This window comes from Mycolicibacterium sp. XJ879 (assembly GCF_053483935.1).
The window spans coordinates 443,245-463,443 of sequence record NZ_JBEFTH010000005.1; the positions used below are offsets into that span (position 1 = coordinate 443,245).

The 20,199-nt window shown below is 66.8% G+C and carries 20 protein-coding genes and 1 tRNA gene; 17 read left to right on the forward strand and 4 right to left on the reverse strand.

Features of this window, described 5'->3' with window-relative positions; translation table 11 throughout:
- Window positions 1–31: 31 nt before the first annotated feature.
- The 3 genes from ABQF13_RS15005 to ABQF13_RS15015 form a co-directional block, all read right to left on the reverse strand.
- Window positions 32–181 carry a hypothetical protein gene (locus tag ABQF13_RS15005; RefSeq protein WP_448393532.1) on the reverse strand — a complete coding sequence of 50 codons (150 nt, stop codon included), beginning with the start codon at window positions 179–181 and terminating at the stop codon, window positions 32–34.
- 431 nt (window positions 182–612) lie between these two features.
- Window positions 613–1,011 (reverse strand): hypothetical protein, encoded by a 399-nt coding sequence (locus ABQF13_RS15010; protein ID WP_448393533.1) that lies wholly within the window; start codon window positions 1,009–1,011, stop codon window positions 613–615.
- 88 nt (window positions 1,012–1,099) lie between these two features.
- A tRNA-Arg gene (locus tag ABQF13_RS15015) sits at window positions 1,100–1,172 on the reverse strand.
- Between the two features lie 103 nt (window positions 1,173–1,275).
- On the opposite strand from ABQF13_RS15015, the gene argS reads away from it, so the two are divergent.
- The 6 genes from argS (at window position 1,276) to rho (ending at window position 9,928) form a co-directional block, all read left to right on the forward strand.
- A complete protein-coding gene (gene argS / locus ABQF13_RS15020; RefSeq protein ID WP_448393534.1) occupies window positions 1,276–2,928 on the forward strand; it encodes an arginine--tRNA ligase in 1,653 nt (550 codons plus the stop codon).
- Window positions 2,925–4,343, forward strand: coding sequence for a diaminopimelate decarboxylase (lysA, locus tag ABQF13_RS15025; RefSeq protein ID WP_448393535.1), 1,419 nt, complete (start codon window positions 2,925–2,927; stop codon window positions 4,341–4,343). Before argS ends, lysA begins: the two co-directional genes overlap by 4 nt.
- A 3-nt stretch (window positions 4,344–4,346) precedes the next feature.
- Window positions 4,347–5,675: a homoserine dehydrogenase gene (locus ABQF13_RS15030; protein WP_448393536.1), complete on the forward strand. Its 1,329-nt coding sequence runs from the start codon at window positions 4,347–4,349 to the stop codon at window positions 5,673–5,675.
- A complete protein-coding gene (gene thrC / locus ABQF13_RS15035; RefSeq protein WP_448393537.1) occupies window positions 5,668–6,753 on the forward strand; it encodes a threonine synthase in 1,086 nt (361 codons plus the stop codon). Before ABQF13_RS15030 ends, thrC begins: the two co-directional genes overlap by 8 nt.
- Before the next feature lie 17 nt (window positions 6,754–6,770).
- Entirely contained in the window at window positions 6,771–7,712 is a 942-nt protein-coding gene (thrB, locus tag ABQF13_RS15040) for a homoserine kinase (protein ID WP_448393586.1), read from the forward strand.
- Window positions 7,713–7,984: 272 nt separating this feature from the next.
- Window positions 7,985–9,928, forward strand: coding sequence for a transcription termination factor Rho (gene rho, locus ABQF13_RS15045; RefSeq protein WP_448393538.1), 1,944 nt, complete (start codon window positions 7,985–7,987; stop codon window positions 9,926–9,928).
- On the opposite strand, the gene ABQF13_RS15050 is transcribed toward rho, so the two are convergent.
- Complete coding sequence (locus ABQF13_RS15050; protein ID WP_448393587.1) at window positions 9,925–10,491, reverse strand: TetR/AcrR family transcriptional regulator; 567 nt, start codon at window positions 10,489–10,491, stop codon at window positions 9,925–9,927. The genes rho and ABQF13_RS15050 overlap by 4 nt on opposite strands.
- A 136-nt stretch (window positions 10,492–10,627) precedes the next feature.
- Here ABQF13_RS15050 and fadD1 point away from each other — a divergent pair, with 136 nt between their 5' ends.
- From fadD1 to ABQF13_RS15105, 11 genes are all read left to right on the forward strand, one after another.
- Complete coding sequence (gene fadD1, locus ABQF13_RS15055) at window positions 10,628–12,196, forward strand: fatty-acid--CoA ligase FadD1 (protein WP_448393539.1); 1,569 nt, start codon at window positions 10,628–10,630, stop codon at window positions 12,194–12,196.
- 207 nt (window positions 12,197–12,403) lie between these two features.
- Window positions 12,404–12,640 (forward strand): 50S ribosomal protein L31, encoded by a 237-nt coding sequence (gene rpmE / locus ABQF13_RS15060; protein WP_448393540.1) that lies wholly within the window; start codon window positions 12,404–12,406, stop codon window positions 12,638–12,640.
- Between the two features lie 78 nt (window positions 12,641–12,718).
- Complete coding sequence (gene prfA / locus ABQF13_RS15065) at window positions 12,719–13,792, forward strand: peptide chain release factor 1 (protein WP_448393541.1); 1,074 nt, start codon at window positions 12,719–12,721, stop codon at window positions 13,790–13,792.
- Entirely contained in the window at window positions 13,789–14,655 is an 867-nt protein-coding gene (gene prmC, locus ABQF13_RS15070; RefSeq protein ID WP_448393542.1) for a peptide chain release factor N(5)-glutamine methyltransferase, read from the forward strand. The genes prfA and prmC overlap by 4 nt, the downstream gene beginning before the upstream one ends.
- A complete protein-coding gene (locus ABQF13_RS15075) occupies window positions 14,652–15,305 on the forward strand; it encodes an L-threonylcarbamoyladenylate synthase (protein WP_448393543.1) in 654 nt (217 codons plus the stop codon). Before prmC ends, ABQF13_RS15075 begins: the two co-directional genes overlap by 4 nt.
- A 29-nt stretch (window positions 15,306–15,334) precedes the next feature.
- A complete protein-coding gene (locus tag ABQF13_RS15080) occupies window positions 15,335–16,525 on the forward strand; it encodes a glycosyltransferase family 4 protein (protein WP_448393544.1) in 1,191 nt (396 codons plus the stop codon).
- Between the two features lie 244 nt (window positions 16,526–16,769).
- The gene (locus tag ABQF13_RS15085; protein WP_448393545.1) at window positions 16,770–17,225 is read left to right on the forward strand and encodes an ATP synthase subunit I; all 456 of its coding nucleotides are present in this window, start codon (window positions 16,770–16,772) and stop codon (window positions 17,223–17,225) included.
- Entirely contained in the window at window positions 17,222–18,007 is a 786-nt protein-coding gene (atpB, locus tag ABQF13_RS15090) for a F0F1 ATP synthase subunit A (protein WP_448393546.1), read from the forward strand. The genes ABQF13_RS15085 and atpB overlap by 4 nt, the downstream gene beginning before the upstream one ends.
- 63 nt (window positions 18,008–18,070) lie before the next feature.
- The gene (locus tag ABQF13_RS15095) at window positions 18,071–18,316 is read left to right on the forward strand and encodes a F0F1 ATP synthase subunit C (RefSeq protein ID WP_427059538.1); all 246 of its coding nucleotides are present in this window, start codon (window positions 18,071–18,073) and stop codon (window positions 18,314–18,316) included.
- Between the two features lie 8 nt (window positions 18,317–18,324).
- Window positions 18,325–18,837, forward strand: a complete 513-nt coding sequence (locus tag ABQF13_RS15100) for a F0F1 ATP synthase subunit B (protein ID WP_448393547.1) — start codon at window positions 18,325–18,327, stop codon at window positions 18,835–18,837.
- A 5-nt stretch (window positions 18,838–18,842) separates the two neighbouring features.
- Window positions 18,843–20,174 carry a F0F1 ATP synthase subunit B/delta gene (locus ABQF13_RS15105; RefSeq protein WP_448393548.1) on the forward strand — a complete coding sequence of 444 codons (1,332 nt, stop codon included), beginning with the start codon at window positions 18,843–18,845 and terminating at the stop codon, window positions 20,172–20,174.
- The last annotated feature ends 25 nt before the right edge of the window (window positions 20,175–20,199 follow it).

Sequence of the window (20,199 nt, forward strand, 5' to 3'; positions counted from 1 at the left end):
TGCCGGGTGGTGCCGCCTCTCCCGTCCGCCGCTAGGCGTACTGGATGAGCTGCCAAGTCACAGCTTTACCGTTGTGCGGCGGCATCCGGTTGCCCTTGGCGATCGGAGCGGTGGTGCTGGGGTAGTCCAAGGACTGCCATACACCACTCGCCGGACAGGTTTGACCAGTGGATGCGGTCATGACGCAATACCTCCTTCCTCGCCGTCGGTCGTGGGCCGAGCCTCGCGACGACCGCAGCCCACAACGCAAGCAAGGAAAAGGCTTTGGTCACAATGCGCCGAGTCGTATCGACCGGCGCCAGCTGACCTGATAGCTTGGCTGTCTACCACCACGTAGGATGCAAGCCTCAGGTTCCAAAGCCTCCCAGGCGTTTGGGCCTGGGGCCTTGCTTCCGTTGGGCAGAAGCTTACCTGCGAATCCGACATAGCCCGCGTTTGCGCGAGCGTGTCTTCGAAAAAGTCCCAAATAGGCCATCATGCAGCGCGAGGGCGTTTGTCGAAGCCGCGACACGCCGAGCGGTCGCGATGCAATTGTGAATGTTGGGGCAGGAGTGACTCATCCCGCCATATGCCGCAGTGGCAGTAGCGGCCCAAGCCCGGGTGCCGGAGATTTCAACCGGCGTCCCAAGCGGGTGCGTGTCCGCAAGTTTCTGGACCGTTGACCCCATCGATCATCCCGAGCACGTCGCACCACGGACACTCCGCGATCAGGGCCCGCTGCGCTGCCGTGGGCTGACCCGGCGACAGTAGCCGCTCTTCGATGCGCAGGTTCTCGAGTTGGGCGGTGTAGACGGTGTCCATGAGTAGGTCCGCGAGCTGCTCGCAATGCGCCAAGTCGAGAAAAGCATCGAGATAGGCCTCGTCGTCGCCCGCGCCTTGGCGCAGCCGCAACCACACGCCGTCTGGGCGGCGCATCAACAGCACGTCGGAGCCAGGGTGTCCGCCGGGCGTGGTTGTTGAGAACAGCAGTTGCATCACGCCATACGCAAACCCGCGGTCATCGTTCGTCATCGTGCCTCCCAGCTCAATCGGAGCAGTGTGTGAGGTCCGGGAGAGGCACGAGGTTGCCAAAAATCTGCGTTTCCGCAGTTCAGATGAGTGCCCCCGGCAGGATTCGAACCTGCGGCCTTCTGCTCCGGAGGCAGACGCTCTATCCCCTGAGCTACGGGGGCGCACTCGAAGAGCTGCGCCAATTGGGCCTGCACAGCCTAACGCATCGGCGGGACGGGAAACGGATTCGGGGGCTGACCACCCCAGACCATAGGATGGACCCCCGTGACCCCCGCTGACCTCGCCGAGCTACTCAAGACCACCACCACCGCGGTGCTGGCCGAGCGTGGCCTGGACGCGTCGGCGCTGCCGGTCACCGTCACCGTCGAGCGCCCGCGCAACCCCGACCACGGCGACTACGCCACCAACATTGCCCTACAACTCGGCAAGAAGGTCGGCGTCAACCCCCGTGAGCTGGCCGAATGGCTGGCCGGCGCGCTGGCCGAGCGCGACGGTATCGCCGCCGCCGACGTCGCCGGGCCCGGGTTCGTCAACCTGCGCCTGGAGGCATCCGCCCAGAACGCGATCGTCGACAACGTGCTGGCCGCCGGATCCGGCTACGGGCACTCCGACGCCCTGACCGGTCAGCGGATCAACCTCGAGTTCGTCTCGGCCAACCCCACCGGGCCCATCCACATCGGCGGCACCCGCTGGGCAGCCGTCGGCGACGCGCTGGGCCGGCTGCTGTCCACCCAGGGCGCCGACGTCACCCGCGAGTACTACTTCAACGACCACGGCGCCCAGATCGACCGGTTCACCAGCTCGCTGATCGCGGCCGCCCAAGGAGAGCCCACCCCCGACGACGGCTACGCGGGCGACTACATCAAGGAAATCGCCGCGCAGGTGCTCGCCAAGGATTCCGACGCGCTGAGCCTGCCCGACGACCAGATGCGCGAGACCTTCCGCGCGATCGGCGTCGACCTGATGTTCAGCCACATCAAACAGTCACTGCACGACTTCGGCACCGACTTCGACGTCTACACCCACGAAGAGTCGATGCACACCTCCGGCCGGGTCGACCAAGCCGTCGCCAAGCTCCGCGAGGCGGGCAGCATCTACGAAAAAGACGGCGCCGTCTGGTTGCGCACCACCGACCACGGCGACGACAAGGACCGCGTCGTCATCAAGAGCGACGGTGCTCCGGCTTACATCGCCGCCGATATCGCCTACTACCTCGACAAGCGTGAGCGCGGCTTCGACCTGTGCATCTACATGCTCGGCGCCGACCACCACGGCTACATCGCCCGGCTCAAGGCCGTCGCCGCGGCCCTAGGTGAGGATCCCGCCACCGTCGAGGTGCTCATCGGCCAGATGGTCAACCTGGTCCGAGATGGCCAGCCGGTGCGGATGAGCAAGCGCGCGGGCACCGTGATCACCCTCGACGACCTGGTGGAGGCTATCGGCGTGGACGCCGCCCGGTACTCGCTGATCCGGTCTTCGGTGGACAGCCCGATCGACATCGACCTCGCGCTGTGGTCCTCGGCGTCTAACGAAAACCCGGTCTACTACGTGCAATACGCGCACGCACGGCTGTCGGCGCTGGCGCGCAACGCCGCCGAACTCGGCGTCTCCGCCGACGCCTCGAGCCTGCAGCTGCTGACCCACGAAAAGGAAGGCACCCTGATCCGCAACATCGGCGAGTTTCCACGCGTGCTGAAAACCGCTGCGGCCCTTCGGGAACCGCATCGGGTATCGCGCTACCTCGAGGATCTGGCCGGCGACTACCATCGGTTCTACGACTCCTGTCGCGTTCTGCCGCAAGGCGACGAAGCCCCCAACGAACTGCACGGAGCCCGGCTGGCGCTGTGCGAAGCCACCCGCCAGGTCGTTGCCAACGGCCTCGGCATCCTCGGCGTCACCGCACCGGAGCGCATGTGATCGCCCATCCCGCCGGACCCCGCCACGCCGAAGAGGTACACCACGGCGACGCCCCGCCGCGTCCGCAGTCGGCCGGCGAGGTGTTGATGCTCGCGCCGAACGTCTGGCCGCGTAACGCTGTTCGCGGCGACGACGGCGTGGTGTCCATCGCCGGGGTGCCGGTCACCGACATTGCCGCCGAGTTCGGAACGCCAGTCTTCGTCGTCGACGAGGACGACTTCCGGTCCCGCTGCCGCGAGATCGCCGATGCGTTCGACGGGGGAGAGTACGTGCGCTACGCCGCCAAGGCGTTTTTGTGCACCGAGATCGCCCGCTGGGTCGACGAGGAAGGTCTGGCGCTCGACGTGGCCAGCGGTGGTGAGCTCGCTGTCGCCCTCCATGCCGGATTTCCCGCTGATCGAATCGCGTTGCACGGCAATAACAAATCCATCGACGAGCTGACCGCCGCCGTCAAGGCCGGCGTTGGTCACGTAGTCGTGGACTCGATGATCGAGATCGACCGCCTCGACGAGATCGCCGGTGCCGCGGGCGTGGTGCAGGACGTCCTGGTGCGCGTCACTGTCGGCGTCGAAGCCCACACCCACGAGTTCATCTCCACCGCACACGAGGACCAGAAGTTCGGCCTGTCGTTGGCGACCGGCGCCGCGATGGAGGCGGTGCGCCGAATCTTCGCCGCCGACCACCTGCGGTTAGTCGGCCTGCACAGCCACATCGGGTCCCAGATCTTCGACGTCGCAGGCTTCGAACTGGCCGCGCACCGCGTCATCGGGCTGCTGCGTGACGTGGTCGCCGAATTCGGTGTCGACAAGACCTCCCAGATGTCGACCGTCGACCTCGGCGGCGGCCTGGGGATCTCGTATGTGCCGCACGACGATCCACCGCCGGTGGCCGAACTGGCCGCCAAGCTCAGCGCCATCGTCCGTGACGAATCGGCGGCGGTCGGGCTGCCGACCCCGCGGCTGGTCGTCGAACCCGGCCGGGCGATCGCCGGACCCGGCACCATCACGTTGTACCAAGTGGGCACGGTCAAAGACGTCGCTGTCGCCGCTGACCGCTACCGCCGCTACGTGAGCGTCGACGGCGGGATGAGCGACAACATCCGCACGTCGCTGTACGACGCCGAATACGATGCCCGGCTGCTGTCCCGGGTCGGCGACACCGCGCCTGCGCTCGCCCGAATCGTCGGAAAGCACTGCGAGAGCGGCGATATCGTGGTACGCGATACATGGGTGCCCGACGACATTGCGCCCGGCGACCTGCTCGGGGTGGCGGCCACCGGCGCCTATTGCTATTCGATGTCTAGCCGCTACAACTTGATCGGTCGCCCCGCCGTGGTAGCCGTGCGCGACGGGCGGGCACGCCTGATCCTGCGCCGGGAAACGGTCGAGGACCTACTGAGCCTGGAAGTGAGGTAAGCGATGAGCAGCTACGAAAAGCCAGTCGGCGTAGCGGTCCTCGGACTCGGCAACGTCGGCAGCCAGGTGGTGCGCATCATCGAGGACAGCGCTGATGACCTCGCCGCGCGCATCGGTGCTCCGCTGGTGCTGCGCGGTGTCGGCGTCCGCCGGGTGGCTGACGACCGGGGGGTGCCGGTGGAGATGCTCACCGACAACATCGAAGAACTCGTCTCCCGCGACGACGTCGACGTCGTCGTCGAGTTGATGGGCCCGGTCGAACCCGCCCGCAAGGCCATCCTGTCGGCGCTGGAACAGCGCAAGTCGGTGGTCACCGCGAACAAGGCGCTGATGGCGATGTCGACCGGTGAACTCGCCCAAGCGGCCGAAAACGCCCACGTCGACCTGTATTTCGAAGCGTCGGTCGCAGGAGCGATCCCGGTGATCCGTCCGCTGACCCAGTCGCTGGCCGGCGACACCGTGCTGCGGGTGGCCGGCATCGTCAACGGCACCACCAACTACATCCTCTCCGAGATGGACAGCACCGGCGCCGACTACGAAAGCGCCCTCGCGGACGCCGTCGCGCTGGGCTATGCCGAAGCCGACCCGACCGCCGACGTCCAGGGCTACGACGCCGCTGCCAAGGCAGCGATACTGGCCTCGATCGCCTTCCACACCCGCGTCAGTGCCGACGACGTATACCGCGAAGGCATCACCAAGGTCAGCCCGGCGGACTTCGCCTCGGCGCGTGCCCTTGGCTGCACCATCAAACTGCTCGCGATCTGTGAGCGGTTGACCACCGACGAAGGTAAACAACGGGTTTCCGCCCGGGTGTATCCCGCGCTGGTGCCGTCGGACCACCCGCTGGCCACCGTCAACGGCGCCTTCAACGCGGTGTTCGTGGAAGCCGAGGCCGCAGGCCAGTTGATGTTCTACGGCCAGGGCGCCGGGGGAGCCCCTACCGCGTCTGCGGTGATGGGTGATCTCGTGATGGCCGCGCGCAACCGGGTGCAGGGCGGCCGCGGACCCCGCGATTCCAAATACGCCAAGCTGCCGATCGCCCCGATCGGCTTCATCCCGACCCGCTACTACGTCAACATGAACGTCTCCGACCTGCCTGGCGTATTGTCCTCTGTCGCAGCGGAATTCGCGAAGCGAGAGGTGAGCATCGCCGAGGTCCGCCAGGAGGGGATGGTCGACGAGGGCGGTCAACGTTGCGGCGCCCGCATCGTCGTCGTCACCCACCAGGCCACCGACGCGGCGCTGTCGGAGACGGTCGCCGCCCTCGCCGACCTCGACGTCGTGCGGAGCATCAACAGCGTGCTCCGGATGGAAGGGACCACGAATGAGTAGCGCACCGCCCACGGCCGTGCACCAGCCCTGGCCCGGGCTGATCGCCGCCTACCGGGACCGGCTTCCGGTGCAGGACGGTTGGATCCCGATCACGCTGCGCGAAGGCGGCACCCCGCTGGTGCCGGCACCCAGGCTGTCCGAATACACCGGCTGCACCGTGCATCTCAAGGTTGAGGGGCTCAACCCGACCGGCTCGTTCAAGGACCGCGGTATGACGATGGCCGTCACCGAGGCGGTGGCCCGCGGACAACAAGCGGTGCTGTGCGCGTCCACCGGCAACACCTCGGCGTCGGCCGCCGCCTACGCCGCACGGGCGGGCATCACCTGTGCTGTGCTGGTGCCTCAGGGCAAGATCGCGATGGGCAAGCTCGCCCAAGCCGTCATGCACGGCGCCAAGATCATCCAGATCGACGGCAACTTCGACGACTGCCTGGAACTCGCCCGCAAGGTCACCAACGACTTCCCGACCGTCTCGCTGGTCAACTCCGTCAACCCGTTTCGCATCGAAGGGCAGAAGACCGCGGCGTTCGAGATCGCCGACGCGCTGGGAACCGCGCCGGACGTGCACGCGCTGCCCGTCGGCAACGCCGGAAACATCACGGCGTACTGGAAGGGGTACACCGAGTATCACCGCGACGGCCTGTCCGACCGGTTGCCTCGGATGCTGGGCACCCAGGCTGCCGGCGCCGCGCCGCTGGTGCACGGCGCGCCGGTGAGCAACCCCGAGACCATCGCCACCGCGATCCGGATCGGCTCGCCGGCCTCGTGGACCACCGCGGTCGAGGCCCAGGAACAGTCCGGCGGCCGCTTCCTGGCCGCCACCGACGAAGAGATCCTGGCCGCCTACCATTTGGTGGCGCGCACAGAGGGCGTCTTCGTCGAGCCCGCCTCCGCGGCCAGCATCGCCGGGTTGCTCAAATCCGTCGAGGATGGCTGGGTGGCCAAGGGCTCCACGGTGGTGTGCACGGTCACCGGTAACGGCCTCAAGGACCCCGACACCGCGCTGAAAGGGATGCCGGCCGTCACGCCGCTACCCGTCGACCCCGTTGCCGTGGTCGAGAAGCTCGGTCTGGTTTAGCAGGTGACGTGCCAGTGATGCCGACGCTGCCGGCCGGTTTGACGGCGACCGCCGTGGTCGCCGCATCTAGCGCCAACCTCGGTCCCGGTTTCGACAGCCTGGGCGTCGCACTGGGTCTGTACGACGAGATCGTCGTGGAGACAGTCCCGTCCGGGCTCAGCGTTGAGGTGGAGGGTGAAGGTTCCGGCCAGGTGCCGCTGGACGCATCGCACTTGGTGGTGCGCGCGATCGAGCGCGGACTACGGGCGGCCGGCGTCACCGTTCCCGGCATGATCGTGCGCTGCCGCAACGACATTCCGCATTCGCGCGGGCTGGGCTCATCTGCCGCAGCGGTGGTCGGCGGCCTTGCGGCCGTCAATGGCCTTGTCAGCCAAGCAGGTTCGACACCGCTGACCGAAGGACAGTTGATACAGCTGTCCTCGGAGTTCGAGGGCCATCCCGATAACGCGTCGGCTGCGGTGCTCGGCGGCGGGGTGGTGTCGTGGACCGAGCATGACGGGCCCACGACACGCTATGCCGCCGCGCCGCTACGGCTGCACCGCGACATCCGCCTGTTCACCGCCATACCGCGGCAGCGTTCGTCGACCGCCGAAACCCGCGTCCTGCTGCCCGACCGGGTCGACCACACCGACGCCCGGTTCAACGTCAGCCGCGCCGCCCTACTGGTGGTCGCGCTCACCGAGCGGCCCGATCTGTTGATGGCGGCGACCGAGGACGTGCTGCACCAACCGCAGCGCGCCGTGGCCATGCCGGCATCCACGGAATACTTGCAGACGCTACGGCGTTGTGGCATTGCAGCGGTGCTTTCTGGGGCGGGACCGTCGGTGTTGGCGCTGAGCACACAGCCCGATTTGCCGGCCGAAGCCCTGGAATTGGGCGCCGCGACCGGGTTCACCGTCAATGAAATCGCAGTTGGCGACGGCGTCCGCTGGACGTCGGGTGTCGCCGTTCGGAGTTAAATTGCAACACCGGCCGCACGTGTCGTTCTTGCTTCCGGCTCCGATGCGCGTTATTCTCGCTTTTGTCCAGCAATCGCAGCGTCTCTGCCTGCGCCGACACTAGGACACCACTCATTTTCCCCGTGATTTACCCATGGGCTGACGGTTCGTCATACCGGCGAATCCCGGCAATCGCCGTTGCAACCACAGCGGTGGCGCCCACGCGTTGAGCGGATCAGCTGAGCGCAACCAATCCCCGCATGCTTGAACAGCGAGGGAGAGAAAGGACATCCGTGACTGAAACGGACCTCATCACGGCTGACGGCAGCAGCGACAACAACGCGCTGTCGAACACCGTGAACTCAGACAACCCCGCGGCAGTCGATGCGCCCAACAGCGCGTCCTCCGCGGAGGCCGTATCCACCGCGGGTGGTGCATCCGCCGCCCGTGGTGGCTCGTTATCCAGCATGGTGCTTCCGGAGCTGCGCGCGCTGGCCAAGGAGATCGGCATCGAGGGCGCCTCGGGTATGCGCAAGAGCGAGCTCGTCGCCGCAATTCGTGACCGGCGTGGCCAGGCCAACGGCCGCGGCGGCGGGGATGCAGCGCCCGCCGCGACCGACACGCCGGCCGCCGAGAAGGCGGAGAAGTCTGCCGACCAGCCCGCTGAGAACGCCGACAACCCCGGCTCTGGCGACGGCAACGACGCACCGACGCGGCAGCGTCGCGAACGTCGCGGCAGCAACCGCGGCTCAGGTGCGCCGGGCGGCTCCGAACAGAGCGGTCAGGACACCAAGTCCGACGGCGACACCAAGCAAGACTCCAAGTCCGACAACAAGGGCCAGCAGGACGCCAAGTCCGGCGGCGATACCAAGCAGGACGCCAAACAGGACTCCAAGTCCGATTCCAAGCAGGACAACAAGTCCGATAACGACCAGCAAGGCGGCCAGCAGAACCGCGGCGGCGGCTCGAACTCCGATGACGACGGCGGCGACGGCCGAGGTGGACGGCGGGGCCGCCGGTTCCGTGACCGCAGGCGCCGCGAGCGCGGTGGCGGCGACGGCGGCGGTGACACCGAACTCCGCGAAGACGACGTCGTACAGCCCGTCGCGGGAATCCTCGACGTGCTCGACAACTACGCGTTCGTGCGGACCTCCGGCTACCTGGCCGGACCCAACGACGTCTACGTCTCGATGAACATGGTGCGCAAGAACGGTTTGCGCCGCGGCGACGCCGTCACCGGTGCGGTGCGCGTGCCCAAGGACGGTGAACAGCCCAACCAGCGGCAGAAGTTCAATCCGCTGGTGCGCCTGGACACCGTCAACGGCAAACCCGTCGACGAGGCCAAGAAGCGGCCGGAGTTCAACAAGCTCACCCCGCTCTACCCGAACCAGCGGCTGCGCCTGGAGACCTCGCCCGACCGGCTGACCACCCGCGTGATCGACCTGATCATGCCGATCGGCAAGGGGCAGCGCGCGCTGATCGTGTCGCCGCCCAAGGCCGGTAAGACCACGATCCTGCAGGACATCGCCAACGCGATCACGCAGAACAACCCGGAATGCCACCTGATGGTGGTGCTCGTCGACGAGCGTCCGGAAGAGGTCACCGACATGCAGCGGTCGGTCAAGGGTGAGGTCATCGCCTCGACCTTCGACCGTCCGCCCTCAGACCACACCCAGGCCGCCGAGCTCGCGATCGAACGGGCCAAGCGACTGGTCGAGCAGGGCAAGGACGTCGTCGTCCTGCTCGACTCGATCACCCGGCTGGGCCGCGCGTACAACAACGCGTCGCCGGCCTCGGGACGCATCCTGTCCGGTGGCGTGGACTCGACCGCGCTGTATCCGCCCAAGCGGTTCCTCGGCGCCGCCCGCAACATCGAAGAGGGCGGCTCGCTGACCATCATCGCCACCGCGATGGTGGAGACCGGCTCCACGGGCGACACGGTGATCTTCGAGGAGTTCAAGGGCACCGGCAACGCCGAGCTCAAGCTGGATCGCAAGATCGCCGAGCGGCGGGTCTTCCCGGCCGTCGACGTCAATCCGTCGGGCACCCGCAAGGACGAGCTGCTGCTTTCGACGGACGAGTTCGCGGTGGTGCACAAGCTGCGTCGCGTGTTGAGCGGTCTTGACCCGCATCAGGCGATCGACCTGTTGATGAGCCAGCTGCGCAAGACCAAGAACAACTACGAGTTCCTGGTCCAGGTCTCCAAGACCACGCCCGGCGGCGCCGACAACGACTAACCCGCGGGGTCGGCGCGCAGGCCGGGCATGACGTAGCGCCGCACGTGCCGCAGTACCGCGTCGTCGTCGCTGGGATCGAGCGTGTCACCGGGCACGGTGGCCAGCGAAATCAGCACGCGCGCAACCCATTCCGACGCCTCGGCGACGTCGATATCGGCGTGGATCTCGCCGCTGTCGCGCGCGGCGACCAGGTAGCGCGACCAGAAGTCGGCCAGGTCGGGCACCAGCCCCTGGACACCGGCGCCGGCGCAGGCGGCGAACTCGTCGGGTTCTTCGATACGCAGCTTCATCAGCAACGCGCCCGGGTCGTCGTAGGCCCGGCGGCCGTGGCGGATACCGGCGACGATCTGGCGGTCCAACCCCTCGACCCGTTCCAGCATCGCATGCGCCTCTGACCAGTAGGCCTCGTTCAGGCGCACGATCGCCGCGCCCAACAGCGTGACTTTGTCGGGAAAATGCCGGTATAACCAACCCCGTGATATCCCGGCGACTTCGGCCACCTCGGATACTGTGGTCGCCCGAATACCCTTGGCGCGCAGACAGACTTCGGCCGCGTCGATCATCCGATCACGGACGTGCTTGGTCGCGGCGCCGCGCGTCACCGGTGGCCCTCTCGTCGTTTCCGCGCCTGTCCGCGGACTTCCGACATTGTGACATGGTAGACACAATTCAAGATCTGTTCACAGGCGAGAGGTGACCATGGCGGACACACTCCAGCAGTTGCTTCGTGAGCGCGCCGAACAGGACACCGTCGCGGTGAAGTACGACGACCGCACGTGGACGTGGCGTGAGCACCTCGCCGATGCCGGCGCGCAAGCCGCTGCGCTGATCGACGCGGCGGAGTCCGACCGCCCGCTGCATGTCGGTGTGCTGCTCGGCAACACGCCGGAGATGCTGACCGCGTTGGCCGCCGCGGCGCTGGGCGGTTACGTGCTCTGCGGCATCAACACCACCCGCCGCGGCGAGGCGCTCGCGCGCGACATCGCCCAGGTCGAATGCCAGTTCCTTCTCACCGACGCCGAGCACCGGCATCTGCTCGACGGCCTGGCACTGCCGGGGGTCACTGTCTTCGACGCCGACGACGACGGTTGGGCGCAACGCCGGGCCTCCGCGCCGCCGCTGACCCCCGCCCGCGAGGCCGCCCCCGACGACACGTTCATGATGATCTTCACCTCGGGCACCAGCGGTAACCCCAAGGCCGTCCAGGTGGCCAACTCCATGGTGTTGTTCGCGGGCACCGCGTTGGTCGACAAGTTCGGCCTCACCTCCGCAGACACCTGCTACCTGTCGATGCCGCTGTTTCATTCGAACGCGGTGGTCGGCGGATGGGCACCGGCACTGGTGGCCGGCGCTGCCATGGTGCCCGCGAAGTTTTCGGCGTCGCGGTTTCTGTCCGACATCCGCCGGCACGGCGCCACCTACATGAACTACGTCGGAAAGCCGCTGGCCTACGTGCTGGCGACCCCAGAGCGCCCCGACGATATCGACAACCCGCTGCGAGTGGCGTTCGGAAACGAGGCCGCCGACCGCGACATCGAGGAGTTCGGCCGCCGGTTCGGCGTGACCGTCGACGACGGGTTCGGTTCCACCGAGAACGCCGTGATCATCACCCGCACTCCCGACACGCCGAAAGGCTCTGTCGGCCAGGGCTTTCCGGGGGTCGCCATCTACAACAGCGAAACCGTGACCGAGTGCCCACCGGCGTTGTTCGACGCCAACGGCGCGTTGCTCAACGCCGACGAGGCTGTCGGCGAGTTGGTGAATACCTCGGGCACCGGCTTCTTTTCGGGCTACTACAACGACGAAGCCGCCACCTCCGAGCGCACGCGGCACGGCATGTACTGGTCGGGCGACCTGGCCTACCGCGACGCCGACGGGTGGATCTACCTTGCCGGGCGCACCGCCGACTGGATGCGCGTGGACGGCGAGAACATGACCACCGCACCGATCGAGCGCATCCTGCTGCGGCTGGGCCCCGTGAACCGGGTCGCGGTCTACCCGGTGCCCGACGAACTCGTCGGCGATCAGGTGATGGCCGCGATCGTGCTGCAGGACGGCGCCGACCTCACCCCGCAGGCGTTCGAGGAGTTTCTGGCCGCCCAGAGCGACCTGTCGCCGAAGGCGTGGCCGCGCTACGTCTGGATCGCCGACGATCTGCCCAGCACCGCCACGAACAAGATCCTCAAGCGTGAGCTGATCGCGCGCGGCACCGACCCGGACGGTCGCACGTTGTGGCGCCGCGAGGGCAGCAGATTTCAGCCGGTCTAGCGGCGGGTGTGGGGTTATGTCACGCAGAACCGCCCTGGAGCGTGCCGGTAACCCACGTTCGGCCCAGAGGAATAGCCGCAGCCTGGCAGGCGTTTAGGCTGCTGGCGGTCGCACTGGCATAATGGACCGTCGACCCTCGGTTCCGGTTCACGCCGAACGCCTTCAGCTCAGAAGGGGCGACCCGGGGCCACGATCGAAGAGGAAGCCATGAAAACGGGTATTCACCCTGACTACGTCGAGACCACGGTGCATTGCGGTTGCGGTAACACGTTCACCACGCGGAGCACCAAGAAAAGCGGACAAATTCACGTCGAGGTCTGCTCGCAGTGCCATCCGTTCTACACCGGCAAGCAGAAGATCCTCGACAGCGGCGGCCGCGTCGCCCGCTTCGAGAAGCGTTACGGCAAGCGCAAGAGCGGCGAGAACACCTCAGCCGACAAGTAGCTGCCTTTCCGGCGCCCGTTCTTGCCGCCCCGGCGGCCAGGCCGGGCGCCGGTCTGCGTTTGAGGGAAGGACGTCGACGTGACGGAGAACGGGACGGCGATCGATGCCGTGGTGGCCGAACACGCCGACCTCGAGCGCCAGTTGTCCGACCCCAATCTGCACGCCGACGCGGCCCAGGCGCGCAAGGTCGGCCGGCGGTTCGCCCAGGTGTCGCCGATCGTGGCCACCTACCGCAAGCTCCAGGCCGCCCGCGGCGACCTGGAGACGGCCCGCGAACTGGCTGCCGACGACCAGTCGTTCGCCGCCGAAGTCGACGAACTGGCCGCCACGGTGGCCGAACTCGACACCCGCCTCACCGACCTGCTGGCCCCCCGCGACCCGCACGACACCGATGACATCGTGCTGGAGGTCAAGTCCGGGGAGGGCGGCGAGGAGTCCGCGCTGTTCGCCGCCGACCTGGCCCGGATGTACATCCGCTACGCCGAACGGCGCGGCTGGAACGTGACGGTGCTCGACGAGACCTTCTCCGACCTCGGCGGCTACAAGGACGTGACGCTGTCCATCCGCAGCAAGGGCGACGTTGCCGACGGGGTGTGGTCACGGCTGAAGTTCGAAGGCGGTGTGCACCGGGTGCAGCGGGTCCCCGTGACCGAGTCGCAGGGCCGCGTGCACACGTCGGCGGCAGGGGTGCTGGTGTACCCCGAACCCGAAGAGGTCGAAGAGGTTCAGATCGACGATTCCGATCTGCGCGTCGACGTGTTCCGGTCGTCGGGCAAGGGTGGCCAGGGTGTCAACACCACCGACTCCGCGGTGCGCATCACCCACTTGCCCACCGGCATCGTCGTGAGCTGTCAGAACGAACGCTCCCAGTTGCAGAACAAGGCGCGTGCGCTGCAGGTCCTCGCCGCGCGGTTGCAGGCACTGGCCGATGAACAGGCCCAGGCCGAGGCGTCGGCGGACCGGGCCAGCCAGATCCGCACTGTCGACCGCAGCGAGCGCATCCGCACCTACAACTTCCCCGAGAACCGGATCGCCGATCACCGGATCAACTTCAAGGCGCACAACCTCGATCAGGTGCTCGACGGCGAACTCGACCCGCTGTTCGACGCTCTGGCTGCCGCCGACAAGCAAGCCAGGCTTGCGGCGACATGACGCTCCGCCAGGTGATCGACGCCGCAGAGGCAGCGCTCGCCGAAGCGGGAGTTCCGTCGCCGCGGGCCGACGCCGAGTTGCTGGCCGCCCACGCGGCGGGCACCGACCGCGGCCGCCTCGCGCTCACCCGACCTGACGACGGCTTCGTCGACCGCTACCACGGCCTCGTGGCCCGCCGCGCCACTCGGGTGCCGCTGCAGCACATCATCGGCAGCGCGGCGTTCGGCCCCGTCACCGTTTGCGTCGGGCCCGGCGTGTTCATTCCCCGACCGGAAACCGAGGCGCTGCTGGAGTGGGCGTTGGCCAACCCCTTGTTGCGGCCGCCTGTCATCGTCGACTTGTGCACCGGTTCGGGTGCGCTGGCGCTGGCCTTCGCGAACGCCGTGCCCGACGCGCGCGTCATCGCCGTCGACGACTCCGATGACGCCCTCGCTTACGCGCGCCGAAACCTCGCAGGCACGGGCGTCGAACTGATCCGCGCCGACGTCGCCGCGTCCGGGCTGCTGCCCGAACTCGACGGCCAGGTCGACCTCGTGGTCGCCAACCCCCCGTACATTCCCGACGGGGCCGAGCTGGAACCTGAAGTGGCCGAACACGATCCGGCGCACGCACTGTTCGGGGGACCGGACGGGATGGTCATCATCGACGCCATCGTCGGGCTCGCCGGCCGGTGGCTGCGCGACGGCTGCGGGTGCGCGGTGGAGCATGACGACACCACATCGGCGCGCACCATCGACGCGTTCCACAGCACCGGGCTTTTCGACGACGTCACCGGCCGCCGCGACCTGGCCGGTCGACCCCGATTCGTCACCGCGACCCGCAACCGCAGGCATGCAGAGGGCCAGGAAGAGGGCAGGTCATGACAGAGGTATTCGACTGCACCGATGACGCCCAGCGCGCGACCGGAATCGCTTCGGCCATCAGCGCTTTGAAGGGCGGTCAGCTGGTCGTCATGCCCACCGACACGGTGTACGGCATCGGCGCGGACGCCTTCGACAACGACGCCGTCGCCGCGCTGTTGGCGGCCAAGGGCCGCGGACGCGACATGCCCGTGCCGGTGCTGGTCGGCTCGTGGCACACGATCGAGGGACTGGTCTACAACGTCCCGGGCCCCGCACGCGAACTGATCCGCGCATTCTGGCCCGGGGCGCTGAGCCTCGTGGTGCGCCAGGCACCGTCGCTGCCATGGGATCTCGGCGACGCGCACGGCACCGTCATGCTGCGCATGCCGCTGCATCCCGTGGCGATCGAACTGCTCCGCGAGGTCGGCCCGATGGCGGTTTCCAGCGCGAACACTTCCGGCCGGCCGCCCGCCGTGACCGTCGACGAGGCGCGCGACCAACTCGGCGATCGCGTCCAGGTCTACCTCGATGCGGGGCCGTCCGCGCAGCAGGCGGCGTCGACCATCGTCGACCTCACCGGGTCGCACCCGCGGATCCTGCGCCAAGGCCCGGTGACGGTGGAGGCCGTCGCGAAAGTTCTCGATGTGGAACCGTCGGCACTGACGGAATGAGCTGAGGCAACGTGGCATACGGTGCATCGATGAGCTACGCGGCGGACACCGTGCTTGCGCTCAACGAGCGCGGTGCCGGTGTCCCGCTTCGCGAACTGGCCCTCGTCGGACTCACCGCGGCGATCATCACTTACTTCGCCACCGGCTGGGTGCGGGTGCTGGCCCGGCGGTTCGGCGCGGTGGCCTACCCGCGTGAGCGTGACGTACATCTGCAGCCGACCCCGCGGATGGGCGGGCTGGCAATGTATGTCGGGGTGGTCGCGGCCGTGCTGTTGGCGTCGCAACTTCCCGCGTTGACGCGGGGCTTCGTGTACTCGTCGGGGATGCCCGCGGTGGTGGTCGCTGGTGGGCTGATCATGGCCATCGGCTTGATCGACGACCGGTGGGGGCTTGACGCGCTGACGAAGTTCGCCGGCCAGATCACCGCGGCCAGCGTTCTGGTCACCATGGGTGTGGCCTGGAGCGTGCTCTACATCCCGATCGGCGGCGTCGGCACCATCGTGCTCGACCAGGTGTCGTCGATTCTGCTCACGCTCGCGTTGACCGTGGCGATCGTCAACGCGATGAACTTCGTCGACGGACTCGACGGGTTGGCCGCCGGTCTCGGGCTGATCACTGCATCAGCCATCTGCATCTTCTCCATCGGGCTGCTGCGCGACCACGGCGGCGACGTGCTGTTCTACCCGCCCGCGATCATCTCGGTGGTGCTCGCCGGGGCCTGTCTGGGCTTTCTGCCCCACAACTTCCACCCCGCCAAGATCTTTATGGGCGACTCCGGTTCGATGCTGATCGGGCTAATGCTGGCCGCGGCGTCGACCACGGCGGCCGGACCGATCTCGCAGACCGCATACGGTGCGCGCGACGTATTCGCGCTGCTGTCACCGTTTTTGTTGGTGGTGGCGGTGATGTTGGTGCCGGCGCTGGACATGCTGCTGGCGATCGTGCGCCGCACCCGGGCCGGTCGCAGCCCGTTCAGCCCAGACAAGATGCACCTGCACCACCGGCTGCTTCAGATCGGCCATTCGCACCGCCGTGTCGTGCTTCTGATCTACCTCTGGGTCGGCATCGTCGCGTTGGGCGCGGCGAGCACGATTTTCTTCGATCCGCGCTACAGCGGGGTGGTCATGCTGGCGGCCATCCTGGTCGCGATCATCGTCACGGTGATCCCGCTTCTACGGCGCCGAAACGGCCAGATGGCCGACGTGTACGACGCAAAGTAGTAGGCGTCGTTTTATGCCCTGGACCATGTGTTAGGGTGAAAAACAGAACCCGAAAACCTCGCGGGTTGCCGGCCCCGGACCCTTCGGTTCCAGGCCGAGCGGACCGGTACAACGACCGACAATAGGGAGCTGCCGCTTGGGTGACTTCCAGTGCGCCTGATGCCCTCCGATACGCTCATGGCGCCAAGCACTGGAACAGGATCATTCGGCAACTTCGTTTTGACCGCGGGATTGAGGTGAATCAGTGACGACGCCAGCGCACGACGCGCCGTTGGTGCTTCCTTCGGTTGCGTTCCGCCCGATGCGTCTGGCGCTGATCTGCGTCGTCTTGGCCGGCCTGGGCACGCTGGCGGCCGCGCTTCTCGGCCATGTGATGGTAGGGGTGTTCTTCGCGATCGGCCTCGGCCTGGGTCTGCTGAACGCCGTCCTGGTGCGACGGTCGGTCACCAAGATCACCTCCCAGGCGCACCCCCTGAAAAGCAAGATGGCGTTGAATTCGGCGACGCGCCTGATGATCTTGACCGTCATCGGGTTGACCATCGCGTTCGTCTTCCGTCCCGAGGGCCTGGGCGTGGTCTTCGGCATGGCGCTGTTCCAGATGCTGCTCGTCTTCACCACCGCGCTGCCTGTGGCAAGAAAACTGCGCGCGGGTAGCCCGACTGACACAGCCGGATTCGAAGGGGAACCCACACCGCAATGACAGGTATCGACGTCGCCACCGGGTCGGCTCCGGTGACCATCCTCGCCGCCGACTCCGGTATCCACGTGGGCACGCACACCACCGCCAACTGGTTCGGGCTGACCGTCAACACCGACACGATGCTGTCCGCCACCATCGCTGCGGTGATCGTGCTCGCGCTGGCGTTCTACCTCCGCGCCAAAGTGACCTCCAGCGGCGTGCCTACCGGTGTGCAGTTGTTCTGGGAGGCCATCACGGTCCAGGCGCGCAACCAGATCGAGTCCGCGATCGGCATGCGCGTCGCGCCGTTCGTGCTTCCGCTGGCGGTGACGCTGTTCGCCTACATCCTGATCGCGAACTGGTTGTCGGTGTTTCCGTGGCAGTACTCCGATGAGACCGGTATCCACGAGTTGCTCAAACCGGCTGCCGCAGACATCAACTTCGTGCTGGCGCTCGGCCTGTTCGTGTTCATCTGCTATCACGCCGCGGGCTTCTGGCGGCGCGGCATCGTCGGCCACCCGGTGCGGTTGCTCAAGGGCCATGTGTCGTTCCTGGCGCCGATCAACCTCGTCGAAGAGATCGCCAAGCCGGTTTCGCTGTCCCTCCGTCTTTTTGGCAACGTGTTCGCCGGCGGCATCATGGTCACGATCATCGCGTTGTTCCCGGCCTACATCATGTGGGCACCCAACGCGCTGTGGAAAATGTTCGAACTGTTCATCGGTGCCATCCAGGCGTTCATCTTCGCGCTGCTGACGATCCTGTACTTCGGTCAGGCGATGGAGCTTGAAGACGAACACCACTAACTCGCAAATGCTCGACCCACAACCTGGTAGGACTGCTGCCAGTTATCAAGGAGGATAAAAGGAATGGATCCCACTATCGCTGCCGGCGCACTCATTGGCGGCGGTCTTCTCTTGGGTGGCGGCGCTATCGGTGCTGCTATCGGTGACGGTGTCGTCGGCAGCGCGTTGGTCAATGGCGTAGCGCGGCAGCCGGAGGCTCAAGGCAGGCTCTTCGTGCCGTTCTTCATCACGGTGGGTCTGGTGGAGGCCATGTACTTCATCAACCTGGCCTTCATGGCGCTGTTCGTCTTCGCCACCCCGGTCGGTTAATCGACGCCATGGTTGACCTCAGCACTTCCGTCCTGGCGCAGGAAGGCGGCGGCAACTTCCTGCTGCCCAACGGCACCTTCTTCTTCGTGCTGATCCTCTTCCTGATCGTGCTCGGTGTGATCGGCAAATGGGTTGTGCCGCCGATCGCCAAGGTGCTGCACGAGCGCGAAGCCATGGTCGCCAAGACGGTCGAAGACAACCGGCGCGCAGCACAACTACGCGCTGCTGCCGAAGCCGATTACCGCAAGGTGATGGGTGGGGCTCGCCGGGAAGCGACCGACATACGCGAAGATGCTCGTGCTGAGGGTCGCCAAATCGTCGACGATGCGCGGGGTCGCGCCAATGCTGAAGTCTCATCGATGCTCCAGCAGGCCAATTCCGAACTCACCGAGCAGTCCCGCGGTCTGACGGCTGAACTGCAGACATCGGTGGAGACGTTGGCAGCAAGCCTGGCCAGCCGTGTGCTCGGGGTCGATGTGGCCACCCGCACGGTTCCGGCCACGACGGGTCAAGGACGGTAGCTGAAGTGTCGACGTTCATCGGACAGCTGATCGGCTTTGCGGTCATCGTCTTCGTACTCGTGAAGTGGGTCATCCCGCTGGTGCGCCGTATGATGCAGCAACAGCAGGAAAACGTGCGGACCCAGCTCGCCGAACACGCCGAGGCGGAGAAGAAGGTCGCCGACGCTGATTCCGAGCATGCCAAGGCGTTGGAAGAAGCCAAGGCCGAGGCGGCCAAGGTGGTCGAAGAGGCGCGCCACGACGCCGAAAAGATCGCCGAGCAGCTGCGTGCCCAGGCCGACGTCGAGCTCGAGCGGATCAAGACCCAAGGCGGGCAACAGATCCAGCTGCTACGCCAACAGCTCATCCGTGAGCTGAGGCAAAGCCTGGGCGCGGAGTCCGTGCAGCGGGCCGGTGACATGGTGCGCGAGTTCGTTTCCGACCCGTCCGAGCAGTCGGCAACGGTTGACCGTTTCCTAACCGAACTCGACGAGATGGCGCCCTCCAGCACGGTCTTCACGGATGCCGCGACAGCCAAGCTGCGTGCCGCGAGCCGGGACTCGATCACCAAGGTGGTCAAACGGTTCGATGACACGGTCGCTAGCGGCGATGCCGACGCGCTGACCGGCCTGTCCGACGATCTGGCGTCGGTGGTGAAGCTGCTGCGCGCCGAAGCGATGTTGGCCAGGCACCTGGCCGATCCATCCAGCGACTCGAGCCTCAAGACGGCGCTCGCCGAGCGGCTGCTGTCCGGCAAGGTGTCTGATGCAGCGCTGGATATCGTCAAAACCGCGGTGGCGCAACGCTGGTCATCCACGCCGGATCTGGCTCAGGGTTTGCAGCACATCGCCAGGTTGGCGCTGCTGGTCCGAGCTGAGCGCGACGGCCAGATCGACGACGTGGAGGACCAGCTCTTCCGGTTCAGTCGCGTTCTGGACGCCGATCCACGGTTGATCACGTTGCTGAGTGAGTTCACCGCACCGGCGGACGGTCGCATCAAGCTGTTGAACGATGTGCTGAAAGGCCGAGCGAGCAGGAACGCCGCCGATCTGCTGCGCCAGACTGTTGAACTGCTGCACGGCGAGCGCGCCGACGAGGTGGTCCGCGATCTGGCCAACCTTGCGGTGTCCCGGCGAGGTGAGGTTGTCGCTCACGTTACCGCCGCCGCCGAACTCACCGATGCCCAGCGCAACCGGCTCACCGAACTGCTGACGCGCATCTACGCCCATCCGGTGTCGCTTCAGCTCGATGTGAACCCGGCGCTGATCGGTGGCTTGACCATCGCCGTCGGCGATGAGGTGATCGACGGATCGCTGGCGTCGAAGCTGGCGGCGGCCGAGAACCACTTGCCCGACTGACCCGAGAACACCCCTAGACCCAGGA